The following is an 18,801-nucleotide window of genomic DNA, read 5'->3' as shown; positions in this document are numbered from 1 at the left end:
TTAGCTTACTGCATTAAAACGGCACGATAACGCTCTAATTCCTTCAGAGCTTTTCCAGTACCTCGAACTACTGCCTTCAATGGATCTTCAGCAATATGAATAGGCAGTTTGGTCTTCATTCCTAACCGCTTGTCAAGGCCTCTAAGTAAAGCACCGCCACCAGTCAGGTAAATACCATTATCATAAATATCGGCTGACAATTCAGGCGGGGCAATTTCCAAGGCTTTGAGTACTGCTTCTTCTATTTTAGAAACTGACTTATCAATCGCAAAGGCAACCTCTGAGTAAGACAACTTGATCACCTTTGGAATACCCGTCATCAAATCTCTTCCACGGATATCAAAATCCTCAGGGCCTTCGTCCAATTCCGTTAGGGCTGATCCCACTTGAATTTTAACCTTTTCAGCAGTTCTTTCGCCGATAAGCAAATTATGCTGCCTTCTCATATAGTCCAAAATGTCCTTGTTGAAAGCATCTCCAGCGACACGTATTGACTGATCACAAACAATGCCTGAAAGTGCAATCACAGCAATCTCAGTAGTACCACCTCCGATATCAACGATCATACTACCATCAGGTCTTTCAATATCGATTCCGATTCCGATGGCTGCTGCAATAGGCTCATGAATCATAAAAACCTCTTTAGCTCCTGCATGTTCTGCAGAATCTCGTACGGCTCTTTTTTCAACCTCAGTGATACCAGAAGGTATACAAATGATCATGCGATGCGAAGCAGGGAATAGTCGCTTCTTATCTTTATCGATCATTTTGATCATACCACGAATCATAGATTCAGCTGCCTGGAAATCGGCGATTACACCGTCTTTGAGTGGACGAATGGTTTTGATGCTTTCATGCGTTTTTTCATGCATCTGCATGGCCTCTGCTCCAATAGCTAGCACCTTATTCTTAGACTTATCGATAGCAATAATGGAAGGCTCGTCGACCACAACCTCTCCTTTGCTAATGATCAAAGTATTGGCCGTTCCTAAATCGATCGCAATATCACTCGAGAAAAAATCAAATATTCCCATAACTCCGTTGACTCAAATATTTTTGGTGATCAAAAGATCACAAATTACGCACAAATAATTACGTAATCAATACTAACTATCGATTGATAATTAATTTAATGATTACTTAGTGTTTGAAATGACGAGTACCCGTCATGACCATAGCCATATCTACCTCGTCACAATAATCTATTGACAGCTGATCCTTGATCGAACCTCCTGGTTGAATGACTGCTGCAATTCCTGCTTTATTAGCGATTTCCACACAATCAGGGAATGGAAAGAAAGCGTCAGATGCCATCACTGCTCCATTTAAGTCCATTCCAAAACTACCAGCTTTTTCAATCGCCTGATTCAAAGCATCAACCCGACTTGTCTGGCCAGTTCCGCTTGAAAGCATCATATCGTTGTTTGTAAATACAATAGTGTTAGACTTCGTATGCTTACAAATTTTAGAAGCAAACAACAGGGCATCAATTTGCTCTGCTGTTGGTACTTTTTTAGTGACTGTAGTCAAATCTTCCTTTGCATCCGTTTTTAAATCTGCATCCTGTACGATCACTCCATTCAAAAGAGACTTGAATTGCACTGGATTTGGAGATAAATCCTTGATACGAAGAATTATTCTGTTCTTTTTGGATTTCAATAATTTCAAAGCCTCTTCGTCGTATTCTGGTGCAATTAGCACTTCACAAAACAATTTGTTGATCTCTTCTGCTGCTGCCAGATCTACTTTCTTGTTGGTAATTAAAATACCTCCAAAAGCAGAAACATTATCGGAAGACAATGCTTTCAAATAAGCATCCTTTACGTCAGATCCTAACGCCACGCCGCATGCATTCGTATGCTTGATAATCGCAAAAGCTGTCTCTCCTTCAAACTCTCTGATTAAAGATACGGCTGCATCTACATCCACCAAGTTGTTATATGAAAGCTCTTTGCCATTGAGTTGGTCAAATAATTCTGTTAGGTCTCCAAAGAAGCTTCCATTCTGATGTGGGTTTTCACCATATCTCAAGGATTGAGATTGTCTTACACTTTGTTTGAATGATGGCTCTTCTTGCTCCTTGTTGAAATAGTTAAAAATTGCAGAATCATAGTGAGAGGAAATATCAAATGCCTTACAAGCAAATGATTTTCTTTGCTCAAGAGAGGTTTCACAGTTTTGTGAATCCAGCATGCCTAAAACTTCTTCGTATTGTTCCATTGAAGACACGATCAATACATCGTTGAAATTCTTAGCCGCTCCTCTAATGAGAGAAATACCTCCAATGTCAATTTTTTCAATAATATCAGCCTCATTGGCTCCCGACGCCACAGTAGCTTCAAATGGATACAAATCAACTATCACCAAATCAATATCCGGAATATCATGTGCTGCTTTTTCTTCTTGATCACTAGTATTGTCTCTTCTATTGAGGATGCCTCCAAAAATAGCAGGGTGTAGGGTTTTTACTCGACCAGAAAAAATAGAAGGGTAAGAAGTCAGATCCTCCACAGGAGTAACTGCAATATTCAAATCTTCAATAAATTTTTGTGTTCCGCCAGTAGAATAGATAGTTACATCATTAGCGGCCAATACTTTGACGATGTTGTCCAGGTTGTCTTTGTGAAAGACAGAAATAAGTGCTGATTTAATTTTTTTTGATCCCATTTTCCCCTTTTAAAAATAAGGGGCAAAAGTACTTATTTATTTAGCAGAAGTGCAGAAATACGCTAAAGTTTTACCCTCTAAAGAGCTAAATTTTGGAAAGGTATTCTTCAATGGTTTTAGGAAAGTGCTCATATTCCAATTCATGAATTTTTTCCGCCACTTGATCCGGCGTATCAGCATCCGACACCTCACACTTTTCTTGTCTGAGAATGTCGCCATTATCATACACTTCGTCGACCAAGTGAATCGTTATTCCAGTTTCTTTTTCGCTATTAGCAACTACGGCCTCGTGTACATGATGACCATACATACCCTTACCTCCATACTTTGGGAGCAACGCTGGGTGAATGTTTATTATTCGATCTGGAAATTCAGCAATTAAGTTTTTTGGAACCAACCATAAGAATCCTGCTAATACCACCAAATCAATATCTTTTGATTTAAGCAGATCTACAATTTTATCAGAATGATAAAACGCATCTCTATCAAAAACTTTGGTTTCTACTCCAAGTTTCTTAGCTCGCTCTAAAACAAAGGCATTAGACTTGTTGGTCAGAATCAGTTCGACAGATACCCCTGATTGTTTATTGTGAAAATATTTGGTGATTTGTTCGGCGTTCGAACCGCTCCCTGAAGCAAAAATTGCAAGTCTTTTCATTACTTGATCAAAATTTTAGAATGGCCATACTCAAAATGCCTGCAATAATAAGCCATTTGCAGTAGCTGCTCAGATACGAAAAATGTTTTTTGGTGTCAGCTAAAACCAGCTTGTATAAAAAGTATATAAATGGAATCGTAAGTACACCAAAATAATATAGAAGATATTGGTTTCGTACCTGAAGCAAAAACACCACCAGACTAGAAAAAAAAGGAGCGATGATGCAGAATAGAATAATTTTAGTTTTCCTCAAACCAAAGACAACTGGCAAAGTCAATCCATCGTAATTAGCGTCGCCCTCCATATCTTCAATGTCCTTAATGATTTCACGAATCAAAGTAATGCCAAATGCGAATAGCGCATAAACCATGGTGAGTAAATCCAAGGATTGATAATACACCAAAAGTACCAACAGCGTGGAGCCGGTCAGGAGCGCGACCACAAAATTTCCAATGAAGGGAAGCCGTTTCAGCTGATTGGAATACCACCAAAGTAAAAAGGCACAAACCAAGTTTATGACACCAATCCACAAGGAAACTACAGCTCCCAAAAGAATGCCCAAAGCATTCAAGGAGGTATGAGCGATCATAACTGGTCTTCGCTTAATCGTATTTCCTACAATTACACGATCTGGCTTGTTGATTAGGTCAATTTTTATATCGTAGTAGTCATTAATGTAGTAACCCGCCGCCGCTATAATAACTGTGCTTAGTACCAATACAAAAAACCTGAAGTCTCCAACAACAAACCAAACGGGCTGATCTGAATTCAACAAGAATATCGCTCCCGCATATTGGGTGATAAAAATGATAACAAGATTATTGAAACGACTCAGTCTTAGGGCATCTACGAGCAACTGGATATGAGACCTTCTTTGCATGTCACAAAACTACATATCCTCCCACTCTTTCCTAAGTGTTCTTAGCGTAAAAGGTTTCTCTTTTAAAGCAGTAGTGTCGGTCCCAATTTCCACAGAATGAGCTTTCCATGCATCATGATACTTGGACAATGTCATGCTTTGGAGATTAATTCCATTTTCCATCAGATAATATGCTATTCTTATCAGATCTTCCTTTTTCACAGAGTCTCCATAAAAAATAGCATTAGATGCATAATCATCGAAATCATCTTCTGCAGGTCGCTCATGAATATAAAACCCTAAATTTCTTAATTGATATACCCGATCACCGTCTTTTTCCTTTTTGTAGTACCTAATGACGATATCTGTTCTAGACCGAGCTTCTGATTTCAAGCTACCGTTGGAATTATCGTTTGCAAATAAGTTGGTGAAAAATTCCTTGTCTCCAATTTTATCCGGCACCTTCGCTTCCTTGGTAGTCTCAACTGCTGACTTTTTAGAAGTTTGAGATAGTGTATCCGTATTTTGAACAATTTCTTTTTTTTCTTTAGAAACAGGTTTTTTTCTCTTTTTCTTAGACCGTTCCTTCTTCTGAGTTAAATCAATCGCTTTTATTTCTCGTTGATGTCGACGTTTGTTGACTACCTCACTCATATGAATAATAGAAATACTGAAGACAACTAAACAGATATAAAATATAGGTAAGTAAGAAGAAATATTCCTCTGCGTCATTTCAAGTTGGATTTATTCCGAAAGATAGACTCTTTAGTTTTAAAATTTATATAACTTCCTCATTAGCAGATAATTCCATTTAGCATGGATATTTGTTAAATTTAATACAATGTTTAAGATTTGCAAAATGAGGCCGAGTCATAGAATTTTTATATTTTTGGTCTGACATAGCCAATTTTTGTATTATTTTCAGAATAATTAATGAATCCTCGATTAAACCTTAATAAATCGAACATGAAAAGAATCTTTACTCTACTTACCATTTTTTCACTTTCCTTTGGAGCATTTGCTCAAGAGATGGGTTCTATGACTGACCCTCGAGATGGAAAAACTTATAAAACAGCTGTAATGAGAATTGAGCTGGAAGGTGGCATTTTCATTGAAAGAGAATGGATGGCAGAAAACTTAAATTATGAAACTGAGGGTTCAGTATGTTACAAAAACTACCCTGCCTACTGCGGAAAATTCGGCAGATTGTACAACTGGGTTGATGCCAAGTTAGCTTGTCCAGAAGGATGGCACCTCTCCACTCAACTAGAATGGCAGGAACTCATGCTTAACTACGGCGGATATAAAACGGCTGCAAAAGAGCTTAAAGAGGGTGGTGTTAGTAATTTAAACATCCTTATGGCTGGTTTTTCGAATGTAGAAGGACAGTTTAGTGACATCGGAAAAACTGCTCACTTATGGGATGCAGAGATTGGCAACAAAAGAACTGCTGGTTTGATTTCACTTTATGCGGACTACGACGAGGTAGCCCATGACGTGATCAGCGCAAGAAACATGAACAGCTGCCGCTGTGTAAAGGATTACTAATAGTATTCTGGAGCTAAATAATTCGGATAAATTTTCATATGGTGGTTTTTGACTTTCTCAAAAATCACCTTTCTAAATTCAGCGGTGTTAGTTTTCTTAACGGCTGAGATAAAGATATTCGTTTTGTTTTTTGAAGCAGTATCAATTCCAGCCACAAAATCGAAATTATCGTCCTCACCTGGTGAAGTAAGTTGATCTATCTTGTTATAGACTACAATTGTTTCTTTATCTGCAGCCCCCAATTCCTGCAACGTATCATTTACCACCTGCATGTGCTCCTCAAACGAAGGATGTGAGATATCTACTACATGCAAAAGAATATCAGCTTCTCGTACTTCATCTAGCGTTGATTTAAAGGATTCAATTAGATTATGTGGGAGTTTTCGAATAAACCCAACAGTATCTGACAATAGAAATGGGATCGTATTAATCACTACTTTTCTGACCGTAGAGTCTACCGTAGCAAAAAGTTCATTTTTGGCATAAATATCACCCTTTGAGAGCATATTCATTATAGTAGATTTACCCACATTGGTATATCCAACTAATGACACCCGAACCACGTTTGATCTTGACTTGCGTCTAGTCTCCCCCTGTTTGTCAATCTTAGCCAACTTCTTCTTCAAGACAGAAATCTGATCACGAATCATACGTCTATCAGTCTCTATTTCTTTTTCCCCTGCACCACCTCTAGTTCCTGTGCCTCCACGTTGTCGCTCAAGGTGGGTCCACATTCTGGTTAGTCTTGGCATAAGGTATTGATATCTAGCCAGTTCTACTTGTGTTTTTGCTTGAGAAGTTTGAGCTCTTTTTAGGAAAATATCGAGAATAAGTAAACTGCGATCATAAATTTTAACCTCCAGCTCCTTTTCCAAGTTTCTCAATTGAGATGGCGAAAGGTCATCATCAAAGATCACCACATCTATCTCTTGATCTTTGACATAAGTAATTATTTCTTCTAATTTTCCCTTACCTACAAAACTTCTGATGTCTGGTTTATCCAATTTTTGAACAAAGGATTTTTTGGTTTGAATACCAAGAGTCTCCGCCAAAAACTCCAGCTCATCCAAGTATTCTTCTGTCTTTTCTACAGATTGTCTACTTGGTGATAGTGCTACCAATACTGCCTTCTCTATTTCTTTTTTGGTTTCGTAATAATCTCCCATTTCTTCCCTTTTTTGCAAAATTGTTCAATAATTAGGATTTCCATCAAGTAAAACAGAATATTCGTCGATCTATCTACGGGCATCATCTAATCATAAATATATTTGACATGGTAAAACCCTTGCTATTCACTTTTATAAAATGAGAATCGCCATTACGATTAACACTTCGTGGAATATTTACAACTTTCGGATGGGACTCATCCGGACCCTAATCGAGCAGGGCAATGAAGTAATTGCGATAGCGCCGCTGGATGAATACTCTCATAAATTAAAGGAAGAAGGCTGTGAATATGTCCCAATAACGATGGACAATACTGGCTCGAATCCTTTCAAAGATTATAATTTGCTCAGGCAGCTGAAAAAGGTTTACCAGGGATTGAAGCCGGACATTGTTCTTCACTATACTGTCAAACCAAACATATATGGCACTTTGGCTGCTCGTTCTTTGAATATACCCGTGATCAACAATGTGAGCGGACTCGGCACCGTGTTTCTTTCCAAAAGTGTGGCCTCTTTTGCAGCCAAGAAGCTCTATAAGAAAGCATTCAGCAAAGCTGAATTGGTGTTTTTTCAAAATTCGGACGACAGAAAGGCTTTTCTGGCTGAAATAAATTTACCTCATCTCAATTCAGACTTACTTCCTGGATCTGGGATTAATTTAACTGACTTTCAAGCCAGCCCAATTCCAAATCAAAAAAATAAAACCTTTTTGATGATCTCCAGAGTGATCATTGATAAAGGAATTTTAGAATACATAGAAGCAGCAAAACAAGTGCACGCTAAATACCCGGATGTAACTTTTCAACTATTGGGGAAGTTGGATACTGGTCATGCAAGAGGTATTCCTAAAGAAACTATTTCTGAAGCCGTGGATAATGGCTTCTTAGAATATCTTGGAGAAGTAGAGGATGTTAGACCCTTTATAAAATCATCTCATTGTGTGGTATTACCTTCCTATCGGGAAGGAACTCCACGCACGCTACTGGAAGCCGCCGCTTTAGGCAAACCAATTGTAACTACGGATGTTCCCGGATGTAGAGAGGTAGTGGAAGATGGTGAAAATGGTTACTTATGCAAAGTCAAAAGTCCGACAGACCTATCGAATAAAATGATGGATATCTGCGAAACGCCTGAAGATAAACTACAAGAAATGGGTAGAAAGAGTAGGGCACTCGTCGAAAGAAAATTTGATGAACAAATTGTGATCAATCAATATTTAAAACATCTGTCAAATATTATGAATCAAATACCTAATGAATAAATTTGTTCTGTTTTATATTACCGTTTGAATGGAATTTTCCCCAAACTACCCATAGTGAAAAGGTTTAACTCTCTTATATTTTATTTTCCAATTATAATTTCACTTATCAGCTGTAAGGCCTATAAGCAGGATGTAATGTTCAAACTCGACGAAGAGTTTACCGAACAAGACCTGTCTTCTGCCGTCAACCAAGCCGAACGAAATTATGTAATTCAGATCGATGACATGCTTTCTTTAGAGGTCTTTACAAACGATGGGGAAAGAATTGTAGACCCGAACAATGAACTACAGCAGAATATGCAGGGCATGCAAAATAGACCGACCTTCGACTATTTAGTAAAAACGGATGGAACTGTAAAATTTCCAATTGTTGGTCAAGTGAAAGTAGACAGTTTGACCTTGGATCAGGCCGAATTAATGTTACAAAAAAGATACGACCAGTTTTATAAGCAATCGTTTGTTAAACTAACATTTAATAATAAAAGAGTGGTTGTATTGGGTGCCACCCCTACTGGAGGGCAAATAATTCCATTAATGAATGAAAACGTGTCTTTAGTTGAGGTTCTCGCCATGGCAGGTGGACTTGACATGGGATCCAAATCACAGAATATCAAGGTGATCCGGGGGAAACTATCTAACCCTGAAGTGTATCAAATAAATCTATCAACAGTATCAGGCATGAAGCAATCCATGTTAGACATAGAGCCTGGAGATATTATATATGTCGAACCTTGGAGAAGACCATTCATAGAAGCAACCAAAGATATTGCACCAATTTTAAGCCTTCTTAGCAGTACACTTGCACTCGTATTAGTTTTACAGAATCTTTAGTCTTTGAATCCTAGAAACGTACATATTCCACAAGAAATTCAAGGCCATCAAACAAATGCTGGAGACGGACCATTTGATGATTTTGACTTTGAGAAACTAAGACAGGTTTTTGTTTCTGTTTGGCCTTGGGTTTTGGCAATACTTGTTATTACGATGAGTCTTGCCTTTTTATATGTAAGATATACCAAGCCAATCTACAGTGCCGAATCAATTTTAAAACTCGATATTAAAAACGATGCCAACTTACTTGGCCTTCAAAACCCTCTCGAACAAGACATCAAAGGATTAGCTGGCGAAATAGAAATCTTAAGATCAAGACTTTTCTTTAGCAAGGTGGTTGACGCCATAGGTATGGATATATCTTATTACCATCCAGGTCGAAGCCATTTGGTCGATGAAAGGTATGGCAACTCCCCTTTTGAGGTAAAGTATAAACTAGAAAACCAAAACGTCGAAGACAAACAATTTGACATTGAAATCATCAACGACACAGATTTTTACCTCTCATGCGCTCAGTTTGGAGGACAAATAGGTGACGTTCAAAAATTCGGAAAGGAAATTGTTACGAGAGATTTTAGTTTCATTGTCGAAAAAACCCGTTACTTCGAAGAACAAAAAAACTTGGTGGATTTCTATTTTGTAATCAACAGTAAGTCCTCGTTGATTAACTATCTGGTATCGCATGTCACGGTCGAGCCAGTCAACTTCAACGCCAATACCATAAAAATTTCACTCTCTGATTTTAATCAAACAAAGGCCAGAAACTTACTTGCTGCCATTGATACCATCTATTTGGCGTTCACTAAAGACGCAAAAAATCAGGCAGTAGAACAAAAGATTAAGTTTCTAGAAACTCAAATGGAAAAAACCTCCAAGGAACTTGTAGAGTATGAAGACTATTTTGAAAAATTTACTATTCAAAATAGAACTACAGATCTTTCTAGTGACTTGACGAAAACCATAGCGCTATTGAATGATCTCGATTCTCAACGCTACAATATGCGCGAACATTTGGCGGAAGTAGACCTTGTTGGTGAAAATTTCAGAAATGATCAGCCGGTAAGTGTATTTCGAATGCCTGCGAGAATTGCAGAGCTTATCAATAACTATAATGACCTAGTAAATGAGAAAAATCTTAAACTCAATTCTTATAATGAAAATACTCAAGTCATTAAAAGAATAGACCAGCAAATCGTAATCGCCAAAAGCTCTGCCAATGATAGACTCATCGCCTACAAGAACAACTTAATCGAGGACTTGAAAGAGCTCAATGAAAAGCGCTCCATTCTTGAGAGTAATTTTATTGAGTTGCCTTCTATGGGCACCTCATACAATAAGAATAGGAGACTATATACGCTCCAGGAAGAGTTCTACTTTTCACTTATCCAGAGTAAAATCGAATTGGAAATAGCTCGAGCAGGTACGGTAACAAATTTTGTTATTCTTTCTCCAGCAGCTGTATCAAGTATTCCCATACATCCTCAAAAACTATTAATTTATGGGTTAGGATTAGTAGCAGGAATCATACTCAGCCTCTTCTTTGTTGCCATTCAGTTTTTACTTCATGACAAAATCACAAGTCAACGAGAACTAGAAAAAATCATGCATGCCCCTATTCTAGGTCTGATTCCGAACTACAAACAAGAGAAATTAGCTAATTCAAAACTTATTGTTACCAACAACCCTAAGTCATCAATAAGCGAGTCTCTTCGGTCAATAAGAACCAACATGGAATTTATGGCGACCACAGGAAAGAATCAGTTGATATCTGTTACATCTACAGTTAGTGGAGAGGGCAAAACTTTCATTGCGGTTAACCTAGGTGCTGTTTTCGCCTATGCAGGGCAAAAAGTAGTGATTGTGGATTTGGATATGAGAAAGCCAAAAGTGCACATTGCCTTTGAGTCTGAAAAAGTACAAAAGGGGATGAGTACCATACTTATTGGAAAAGAAAAAGTTGAAGACTGCATTCAGGAATCTGAATTAGAAAATCTACATTTCATATCCGCTGGCCCAATGCCGCCAAACCCATCAGAATTATTACTTAGCCCTAGGTTTGATGAGTTTTTGGAGAAACTGAAAAAAACCTATGATGTTATATTTCTTGATTCACCACCGGTAGGGTTAGTCACTGATGGAATCTTGGTAATGAAAAAAGCTGACTTGCCCATATATGTGGTTCGCGCAGACTATTCTAAGCGATCTTATCTCAAGTCGGTACATAGCCTGATTTCTAATAATAAATTTGAACATCTATCCGTCGTACTCAACGGAGTGAAATCTGGTAAAGGGTCCTATGGCTACGGATATGGCTATGGGTACTATGAGGATTAACAGAGTCATTATTAAATCTGACCACATTGTTTAGTTGGCTAAAACCTACATCTAATTTTCTTGAAGTGGATCTCCACTCTCATCTTATTCCGGGTATCGATGACGGTGTAAAATCTTGGGATGAATCGCTGAGTATTCTAAGTCAACTGAACGAGTTGGGATATAAAAAAGTAATCACCACTCCTCATATCATTCAAAATTACTATCCGAACACACCCGACAATATTCGTCAAGGAACCATCGAGTTGAATAAAAAAATAGCAGAAATTGATTTATCAATATCAGTCGAAGCTGGCGCAGAATATTATCTTGATGACCATTTTGCTAAGCAAGTCAAAAACAAACAGGAGCTTTTGTCCTTTGCAGATGGATATATTCTCATCGAAACTCCATTCATGAACAAACCCTTATTTTTGGAGGAAACCATATTCAACCTTCAAGCCAATGGTTTCAAACCCATACTCGCTCACCCCGAGCGATACACCTATCTGCAAAACAACTTAGAGTTGGTTCACAGTTTGACTTCTCTAGGTCTTTTTATGCAAGTCAATATAAGTTCACTCACAGGTTACTATTCGAAGGAAGCGCAGAAATTAGCCAAATACCTCATTAATACGAATCAAATTCACTTTTTAGCTTCAGATATCCACAACCAAAAGCATTTGAACCAAGTCAAAAAAGCTACTAAATCAAAATTATTCCAGCGGTGTAGGCAACTTCAACTACTTAATTCTACATTATGACAACAATGGCAAAACAGAGCTTCGAGATAATTTTACCTCAGAGTCGTTAATTTGAAAATTAATCTATCTTTGCCAGTTCAAATTTTAGAATGCTCTACAGCAGATACATGATGAAGAAAATTATTTTTCCCTTTTTTGCAATTTTATTGTTGACTTCCAGTCACCTAGTTAAAGCACAACTAACTGAAGAAGTAAAAAAGAAAACACCTGAGTTACCTGGCCAAATCATGGTGGACTTTGGGTTCAATTCTACTACTGATGCTCCATCAAACATGCCGTATCACTGGTGGAGATCTAAATCTGTCGGTATCTATTTTGTGAAATCATTCGAGTTTTCAAAAAAACTTGAACTACGTCCTGGAATTGGGGTTAGTCTTGAAAAATTTGGGCATGTCGATAATATGGGAGTTTTTAGCTATCAGGAAGACGCCAATGGTTCGGTGAGCATAGAGTTTGATACCATACCGGGTTCTGGTCTGAAGAAAAACCAATTGGCCGTCAACTATTTTGAAGCTCCAGTTGAGGTTAGATTTAATTTCAATGGTAATGAGAAAAAAGACGGACTTTTCTTAGCTATCGGCGGATCTGCAGCTTACCGATTCGAATCTCATACCAAAATAAAATATACCGACGAGTATGGCAACAAGATGAAAGACAAGCAGAAGAATGATTTTGGTTTGAACAAAATCAGATTAGGGGCCTACGGCCGATTAGGTTATAGAAGCTTTAGCGTTTTTTACAAAACCTACTTCACCAATGTGTTCAACTCAGATGGCCCTACAGGTACTGCTGACATGCTGTACTCGACAATAGGAGTCTCTCTGACTGGTCTCTAAACAAACCAATACAAAATATTAAAACAAATGCCCAAGCCGGTGATCGTACCGGCTAATATCTCTTTTGGCGAATGGGCATTTAACTGAAGTCTGGCACTCATTACTATTCCCGCAGCCAGTATCAATACCAACAAAGGGTATAGTGCATGGCTATTGGGGGACTTTAACCCAAAGACTAAAAAATAGCCAACTACCCCGCTAATAGCAGCAGCATGGATGCTTATTTTCACCCAAAACGTTATTGCCGTCAATACCAAAATTAATATAGTAGTTGAGACTAGTATAATCGCAATGGTTTCATTGACCTGGATCTTAACTACAAACAAATAAGTTGTCATTCCATAAAAAATCGACACAAAAGAGAATGGCATAATGCGCTCTTGTCTGTTTTCAAGCTTCAAGCTTGAAATCGACCCTAAAACTCTTAGCATTGAAATGCTGAGAAGTGGGATCAGAAATGTGGTAATAAACAAAAATGGCAGCGTAACCAATGTAAGTGGTTTGATCAGCTCAGGCATCAGCCAATACAAGATCAAAAATGTCATCGACGGCATGAGCAGTGGATGAAAAATGTAGGAGATAATAGTATTCACTCTATACGCCACTACAGTTCTTTTCTCAATCTGGCCACAGGCAGGTTGAGCTGCTCTCTGTATTTAGCCACTGTTCTGCGGGCGATGTTGTAGCCATCAGCCTTCAATAATTTTTCTAACTTATCATCTGATAGAGGTTTAGACTTGTCCTCTTCCTCTATGTGTTTTTTCAATTTTTGTTTCACCTCTCGGCTACTTACATCCTCACCTGAATCCGTAGCGATGCCTTCCGAGAAGAAATATTTTAATGGGTAAATTCCAAATTCAGTTTGAATGGATTTGCTGTTGGCCACCCTTGAGACTGTTGAAATATCCATACTGATCAATTCAGCTATATCCTTTAAAATCATTGGCTTCAATTTGCTTTCATCACCTTCTTGAAAGAAATCATACTGATATTTGATAATCGCATTCATGGTGTTGAGCAAAGTGTTCTGTCTTTGACGTATGGCATCAATAAACCACTTGGCAGAATCGAGTTTTTGCTTAACGAAAGATACAGTCTCTTTCAGCTTCTTGTCCTTTTTATCGCTCTTGTGATAGCTCTGAAACATATCTGCATATGATCGGCTAATTCTCAATTCAGGGGCGTTGCGTGAATTTAAAGTCAGGTCTAACTTCCCATCAGTATTGGTCAGAATAAAATCTGGCATCAGGTATTGGGTTTTAACTAACCCATCGGTGATGCCCCCCGGTTTTGGGTTTAGCTTTGTTATAAGCTGTACAGCGCATTTGAGCTGCTCATCGTCTATACCTAGCTTTTTCTGAATTTTATCATAGTGCTTCTTAGTAAACTCATCGAAACAACTCGAGATAATCTTATGAGCCAATTGATTCTCCTCAGAATGATCATCTCGCTTTTCTAGCTGGATTAAAAGGCATTCCTTTAAGTTTCTAGCGGCTATTCCCGGAGGATCGAAAGTTTGAATTTTGTATAATATTTCTTCAAGCTCCTCTTCTGTGGTTTCTATGTTTTGCGAAAAAGCCAGATCATTCATAATAGCCTCCAAATCTCTTCTGATATACCCATCGGCTTCAATGCTACCCAATAGCTGCAAACCAATCTGAGTCTGTCGCTCATCTAGTTTTTCGAAACCCAGCTGAACGATCAATTGCTCTTGCAAGGATGACCCAGAAGATATTGGCATTTCGCGCTCTTCTTCTTGCCCGTTGCCATCTCCCTGCATCTTATATCCTGCATAATCATCTTCATTGAGATAATCATCAATGTCTAGTTCATCACTTACTTCTTCAGTAGACTCTTCCCCTTGCTCTTCTGTGGACTCTTCTTTTCCTTCCTCCAGTGCAGGATTCACTTCCAACTCCTCCTTTATCCTAGCTTCCAATTCGGCAGTAGGTACTTGAAGCAGTTTGATAAACTGAATCTGTTGTGGCGACAGCTTCTGGCCTAAAGACTGAATTAAACTTAGATTTTGCATTGGCTACTATTTTGCACTAGTTGTAGAAAGTCAAATTTATTCTTTTTAACAAAAAGAAACGCTGTCTTATTATTAATTTGATCAACGGAATTTTATCTGCACGTTACTTGTTAGGTCAATATCAATAACTTTTTTACTATGAAATACCTTCTTGCACTACTTATATCAACTGCGCCCTTTCTGATTAAAGCTCAACCCTCACATGATAATTTTGATATCTTGCTCAAAAAACATGTCAACACCCAGGGCGGAGTCAATTACAAGGCCTTCAAAAGCGATGAGCAAAAACTCAACACCTATCTAGACGTCATGAAGCAAAATTCGCCTGCCAACTCCTGGAATGACAACGAAAAATTGACCTATTGGATTAATGTATACAACGCACTGACTATCCAATTGATTCTAAAATATTACCCAGTAAAAAGCATTAAGGACATTGGCTCTTCCATACAAATTCCCTATGTAAACACGCCTTGGGACATTAAGTGTTTTGAAATTGATGACGAAGAGCTTTCACTCAATAACATTGAACATGGCATTATTAGAAAAGACTTTGAAGAACCACGGATTCATTTTGCCTTGGTTTGCGCAGCCGTTTCATGTCCGAAATTGTTGAATGAAGCCTATGAAGCCAGTCGTCTGGACGCACAGCTAACAGCTCAAACCAAATCATTTTTGGCCAACACCAGCAAAAACAAAATCAGCACAGACCGATTGGAGCTTTCAAAGATTTTCAACTGGTACGGAGGCGACTTTCGAAAAAATGGCACCCTGGTTGATTTCTTAAATCAATATACTACTGTTGAAATTGACAAAAAGGCCAAAACATCCTTTATGGATTATGATTGGGCGTTGAATGAGCAATAGCCATTTCATAGTTTAAGTAATCAAAAAGTCCAAAGCTTTGTCTTTTGTATCAAATGGTACCGTTTTCGTGGAATTTTTACTAAATCGGTTAAAGGCCATAAGCAATACCTTTTTCAAACCGTCAATACCTAGAATAGCTCTTTTGCTCACATTATGACCATAATTTGGCTCGAGTTCCTTTGCTCGTTCCATAAATTCTTTACTTCTTCCAGACTGCCCTCGCAAGTCTACAAGGACAAGTGCATTCCCCTGATGCTGAGAGAGAAACTGTGCAGTCTCTTCTAATTGTTTTAATCTTTCGAAGTCAGATCTACAAGACTGGTAATCCACATAAATTACTTCTTTTCCTTTGTGTTCGAGTTTGTTGATTGGCATTTAATTCAAATGTTATAGTTGGTTATTGAAATTATTCATGGTCAAATTGATGAATTACATAAAACTATAAATATTATTAGATTATTTCATGTCTGACCAGAATTCAACCTTGCTATATTCAAAAAAATCTATTTCATACTGAGATACCACCCATCACAAATTCATTGACCTGAAGCACAACTTTTTCTAGATTAGGTACATCTCAATCAACTCTCATGGTCAAAAACTATTTTAAACTCGCGATTCGAAACCTTTTCAAAAGTAAATCCACGGCCTTTATTAATATTGGTGGCCTCACCATAGGATTTCTGTGCGCACTGCTCATTTTCACCTATATCAAAAAGGAATTGTCTTACGACCGGTTCCATTCCAACATTGACAATATTTACAGAGTGCTCACCATCGATGAAGCGCTAGGGGTCACTAGTAATTTGGTAGGTATCACCTTGCCTGCGCTGAGCGAAACCATGAAAAACGAATTGACGGATGTAGAAAACAGTGTTCGGATTAGCACGAATGGAAGATCGCTGGTAGAGTACAATAAAATTCCACTCTACACAGAAAACATGGTATATGTAGAACCCAGCCTATTCGAAGTTTTCGATTATGAACTTGTGGCTGGTCACCAGCCAACTGCCCTGCAGGCACCTAATACGGCTGTGCTTACTGAAACCATGGCGAGAAAAATATTTTCCAAAGAAGACCCGATTGGTAAAACCATCAAAGTGGATAATGCTACCGACTTAGAAATAGTAGGCGTGATGAAAGACCCTTCAAAATTTACTTCGATGGAATTTGACCTTTTGGTCTCTATGGTTCCCAGTGAAAGCGACAGCAATACCATCAACTATCTCAATAGCTGGAACAGCATCTCGATGGTCGAATATGTTTCTTTGAACCCAACGACCAATCCGGAGGAAGTAAAAATTAAAATGGAGGAAATCATTCGCAAGAATAGCGTTGGGGATAATTTCAAAGTAACGCTACAGCCATTGAGTGAAACTCATTTAAGTTCCACAGGCATTCTGTTTGACGTTTTCAATGCAAACAAAGGAGATATCAATTATTTATATACCCTAGCTATTGTGGGGCTCTTTGTTGTACTTATTGCCGCTTTCAATTTTATGAATCTCTCTACTGCTCGTTCAGCCAACCGAGCCAAGGAAGTAGGTATGCGAAAGGTGATGGGAGCGAGCAAGAGACAGCTAGCTGCACAGTTTTTATCCGAGTCTATAGTGATCTGTTTCTTTTCACTTTTATTGGCTCTAGTGGCACTATTCTTATCCAGTTCATTTTTGGATTTCGGAATTGATCAAAACCTTCTTGTGTACTTGCTGAGTGAAAACACGACCGTGATATGGATCGTAGGGTCAGTACTTGGGTTGGGTATTCTTTCAGGGCTTTACCCCGCGTTTTTGCTTTCAGGGTTTTCTATTCTAAAAGTACTGAAGGGCAATTTCAAAACCGGCACTTCTGGTGTTTGGTTACGAAAAATATTGGTAGTTGTACAGTTTACAGCTTCTATAGCCATGATTATAGGAACCATTACAGTTTACTATCAACTAGACTATTTGAAATCAGCAGATAAGGGCTTCAAGGATGAACAAATCCTATCCATCAACTTTAGTGATCAAAGCTTGAGAACTTCAGGAGAACGGTTAAAAAACAAACTTTCTCAAATACCGAATATCGAAATGATGGGACTTTCTGGTTCAATGCCGGGCAGAGGCGTGGGCCGAACGGGTATGTTGCCAGAAGGGTCGGATGAAGACGATATTTGGATTGTGAGTACGATGGGTGTCAACCATGAGTATTTTGATCTGATGGGCATGGAAATCGTAGCAGGTCGCAATTACTCCAGAGAGATCAAATCAGACTCAGCTTCAGCTATTATAATGAATGAGGCAGCCGTAAAAGCCATTGGTTGGGACGATCCCATTGGCAAGAAAATTAGTCAGGGGCCAAACGAAAAAACAGTTGTTGGGGTCGTGAAAAACTTCCACTTCGCCAACATGAGGCACCAAATTGAGCCGATCATCTTACCCTATCAGCCCACTGCACTTAGCAATGGCGTTTTGTCATTGAAAATTCGACAGGAAAACATAAAAAGTACGCTCCAAAAAGTAGAAGAAATATGGACAGAAGTAAATCCAAACTATCCATTCGAATATGCATTCTTTAATGAAGAATTTGGACAGCAATATGAAAACGACGAAAACTTTGCTACACTCATCGTAAGCTTCACCTGGCTAGCCATTTTTATTGCATGTTTAGGTTTGATCGGGTTATCTATGTTCACAGCAGAACAACGTATCAAAGAAATTGGCATCCGAAAAGTGCTAGGTGCAAGCATCAAAACAATTACTTTGTTGCTCTCTACCGAGTTTACGAAACCAGTTTTGATCGCATGCTTGATTGCCATGCCAATCGCCTATTATTTTTTGAATGAATGGCTTTCAGGATTTGCCTATCATGTGGATATGCCATGGGTGGCTTTTGTTTTAGCCTCTGTACTCGCTTTGGTTATCTCGCAGCTCACGGTGAGTTTTCATGCAGTTAAAGCTGCCACCTCCAATCCTGTAAATGCCTTAAGAAATGAATAATTGGACAGTCAGCGTATGAGA

Annotated in this window: 17 protein-coding genes; 8 read left to right on the top strand and 9 right to left on the bottom strand. The window is 38.4% G+C overall.

Annotated elements, in window-relative coordinates; all coding sequences use genetic code 11:
• Nucleotides 1-5 precede the first annotated feature (5 nt).
• The 5 genes from R8N23_RS02570 to R8N23_RS02550 form a co-directional block, all read right to left on the bottom strand.
• Nucleotides 6-1,034 carry a rod shape-determining protein gene (locus tag R8N23_RS02570; protein WP_084373086.1) on the bottom strand — a complete coding sequence of 343 codons (1,029 nt, stop codon included), beginning with the start codon at nt 1,032-1,034 and terminating at the stop codon, nt 6-8.
• Between the two features lie 106 nt (nt 1,035-1,140).
• A complete protein-coding gene (gene purH / locus R8N23_RS02565) occupies nt 1,141-2,667 on the bottom strand; it encodes a bifunctional phosphoribosylaminoimidazolecarboxamide formyltransferase/IMP cyclohydrolase (protein WP_318170000.1) in 1,527 nt (508 codons plus the stop codon).
• Between the two features lie 85 nt (nt 2,668-2,752).
• Nucleotides 2,753-3,325: a phosphoribosylglycinamide formyltransferase gene (gene purN / locus R8N23_RS02560; RefSeq protein WP_318169999.1), complete on the bottom strand. Its 573-nt coding sequence runs from the start codon at nt 3,323-3,325 to the stop codon at nt 2,753-2,755.
• A gap of 7 nt (nt 3,326-3,332) precedes the next feature.
• Complete coding sequence (locus R8N23_RS02555; RefSeq protein WP_318169998.1) at nt 3,333-4,205, bottom strand: geranylgeranylglycerol-phosphate geranylgeranyltransferase; 873 nt, start codon at nt 4,203-4,205, stop codon at nt 3,333-3,335.
• A gap of 9 nt (nt 4,206-4,214) precedes the next feature.
• Nucleotides 4,215-4,838, bottom strand: coding sequence for a hypothetical protein (locus R8N23_RS02550; RefSeq protein WP_318169997.1), 624 nt, complete (start codon nt 4,836-4,838; stop codon nt 4,215-4,217).
• A gap of 312 nt (nt 4,839-5,150) precedes the next feature.
• On the opposite strand from R8N23_RS02550, the gene R8N23_RS02545 reads away from it, so the two are divergent.
• Nucleotides 5,151-5,732 (top strand): FISUMP domain-containing protein, encoded by a 582-nt coding sequence (locus R8N23_RS02545; RefSeq protein WP_318169996.1) that lies wholly within the window; start codon nt 5,151-5,153, stop codon nt 5,730-5,732.
• Here the strand turns inward: R8N23_RS02545 and hflX are convergent.
• Complete coding sequence (hflX, locus tag R8N23_RS02540; protein WP_318169995.1) at nt 5,729-6,898, bottom strand: GTPase HflX; 1,170 nt, start codon at nt 6,896-6,898, stop codon at nt 5,729-5,731. The two genes, R8N23_RS02545 and hflX, sit on opposite strands and share 4 nt — an antisense overlap.
• 139 nt (nt 6,899-7,037) lie before the next feature.
• Here hflX and R8N23_RS02535 point away from each other — a divergent pair, with 139 nt between their 5' ends.
• The 5 genes from R8N23_RS02535 to R8N23_RS02515 all read left to right on the top strand — a co-directional run bounded on the left by R8N23_RS02535 (nt 7,038) and on the right by R8N23_RS02515 (nt 12,903).
• Nucleotides 7,038-8,159, top strand: coding sequence for a glycosyltransferase family 4 protein (locus R8N23_RS02535; protein ID WP_318169994.1), 1,122 nt, complete (start codon nt 7,038-7,040; stop codon nt 8,157-8,159).
• A gap of 135 nt (nt 8,160-8,294) precedes the next feature.
• Nucleotides 8,295-8,990: a polysaccharide biosynthesis/export family protein gene (locus tag R8N23_RS02530; protein WP_318169993.1), complete on the top strand. Its 696-nt coding sequence runs from the start codon at nt 8,295-8,297 to the stop codon at nt 8,988-8,990.
• A gap of 3 nt (nt 8,991-8,993) precedes the next feature.
• On the top strand, nt 8,994-11,324 hold the full coding sequence (locus R8N23_RS02525) for a polysaccharide biosynthesis tyrosine autokinase (protein ID WP_318169992.1): 2,331 nt from the start codon (nt 8,994-8,996) through the stop codon (nt 11,322-11,324).
• Nucleotides 11,325-11,350: 26 nt separating this feature from the next.
• Nucleotides 11,351-12,067 carry a tyrosine-protein phosphatase gene (locus tag R8N23_RS02520; RefSeq protein ID WP_318169991.1) on the top strand — a complete coding sequence of 239 codons (717 nt, stop codon included), beginning with the start codon at nt 11,351-11,353 and terminating at the stop codon, nt 12,065-12,067.
• Between the two features lie 107 nt (nt 12,068-12,174).
• A complete protein-coding gene (locus R8N23_RS02515) occupies nt 12,175-12,903 on the top strand; it encodes an outer membrane beta-barrel protein (protein ID WP_318169990.1) in 729 nt (242 codons plus the stop codon).
• Here the strand turns inward: R8N23_RS02515 and R8N23_RS02510 are convergent.
• Both R8N23_RS02510 and rpoN read right to left on the bottom strand, forming a co-directional pair.
• Nucleotides 12,900-13,448 carry a PA-phosphatase gene (locus R8N23_RS02510; RefSeq protein WP_318169989.1) on the bottom strand — a complete coding sequence of 183 codons (549 nt, stop codon included), beginning with the start codon at nt 13,446-13,448 and terminating at the stop codon, nt 12,900-12,902. The two genes, R8N23_RS02515 and R8N23_RS02510, sit on opposite strands and share 4 nt — an antisense overlap.
• A 59-nt stretch (nt 13,449-13,507) precedes the next feature.
• Complete coding sequence (gene rpoN, locus R8N23_RS02505) at nt 13,508-14,935, bottom strand: RNA polymerase factor sigma-54 (protein WP_318169988.1); 1,428 nt, start codon at nt 14,933-14,935, stop codon at nt 13,508-13,510.
• A gap of 138 nt (nt 14,936-15,073) precedes the next feature.
• On the opposite strand from rpoN, the gene R8N23_RS02500 reads away from it, so the two are divergent.
• Nucleotides 15,074-15,802, top strand: a complete 729-nt coding sequence (locus R8N23_RS02500; protein ID WP_318169987.1) for a DUF547 domain-containing protein — start codon at nt 15,074-15,076, stop codon at nt 15,800-15,802.
• A gap of 12 nt (nt 15,803-15,814) precedes the next feature.
• On the opposite strand, the gene R8N23_RS02495 is transcribed toward R8N23_RS02500, so the two are convergent.
• Complete coding sequence (locus tag R8N23_RS02495) at nt 15,815-16,177, bottom strand: hypothetical protein (protein WP_318169986.1); 363 nt, start codon at nt 16,175-16,177, stop codon at nt 15,815-15,817.
• 215 nt (nt 16,178-16,392) lie between these two features.
• Between R8N23_RS02495 and R8N23_RS02490 the strand changes: the two genes are divergently transcribed.
• Nucleotides 16,393-18,780 carry an ABC transporter permease gene (locus R8N23_RS02490; protein ID WP_318169985.1) on the top strand — a complete coding sequence of 796 codons (2,388 nt, stop codon included), beginning with the start codon at nt 16,393-16,395 and terminating at the stop codon, nt 18,778-18,780.
• Nucleotides 18,781-18,801: the final 21 nt, after the last annotated feature.

The organism is Reichenbachiella sp. (genome assembly GCF_033344935.1).
GTDB lineage: Bacteria > Bacteroidota > Bacteroidia > Cytophagales > Cyclobacteriaceae > Reichenbachiella.
The sequence above is the reverse complement of the archived record's forward strand: the minus strand, read 5'-3'. Positions and strand labels throughout refer to the sequence as shown.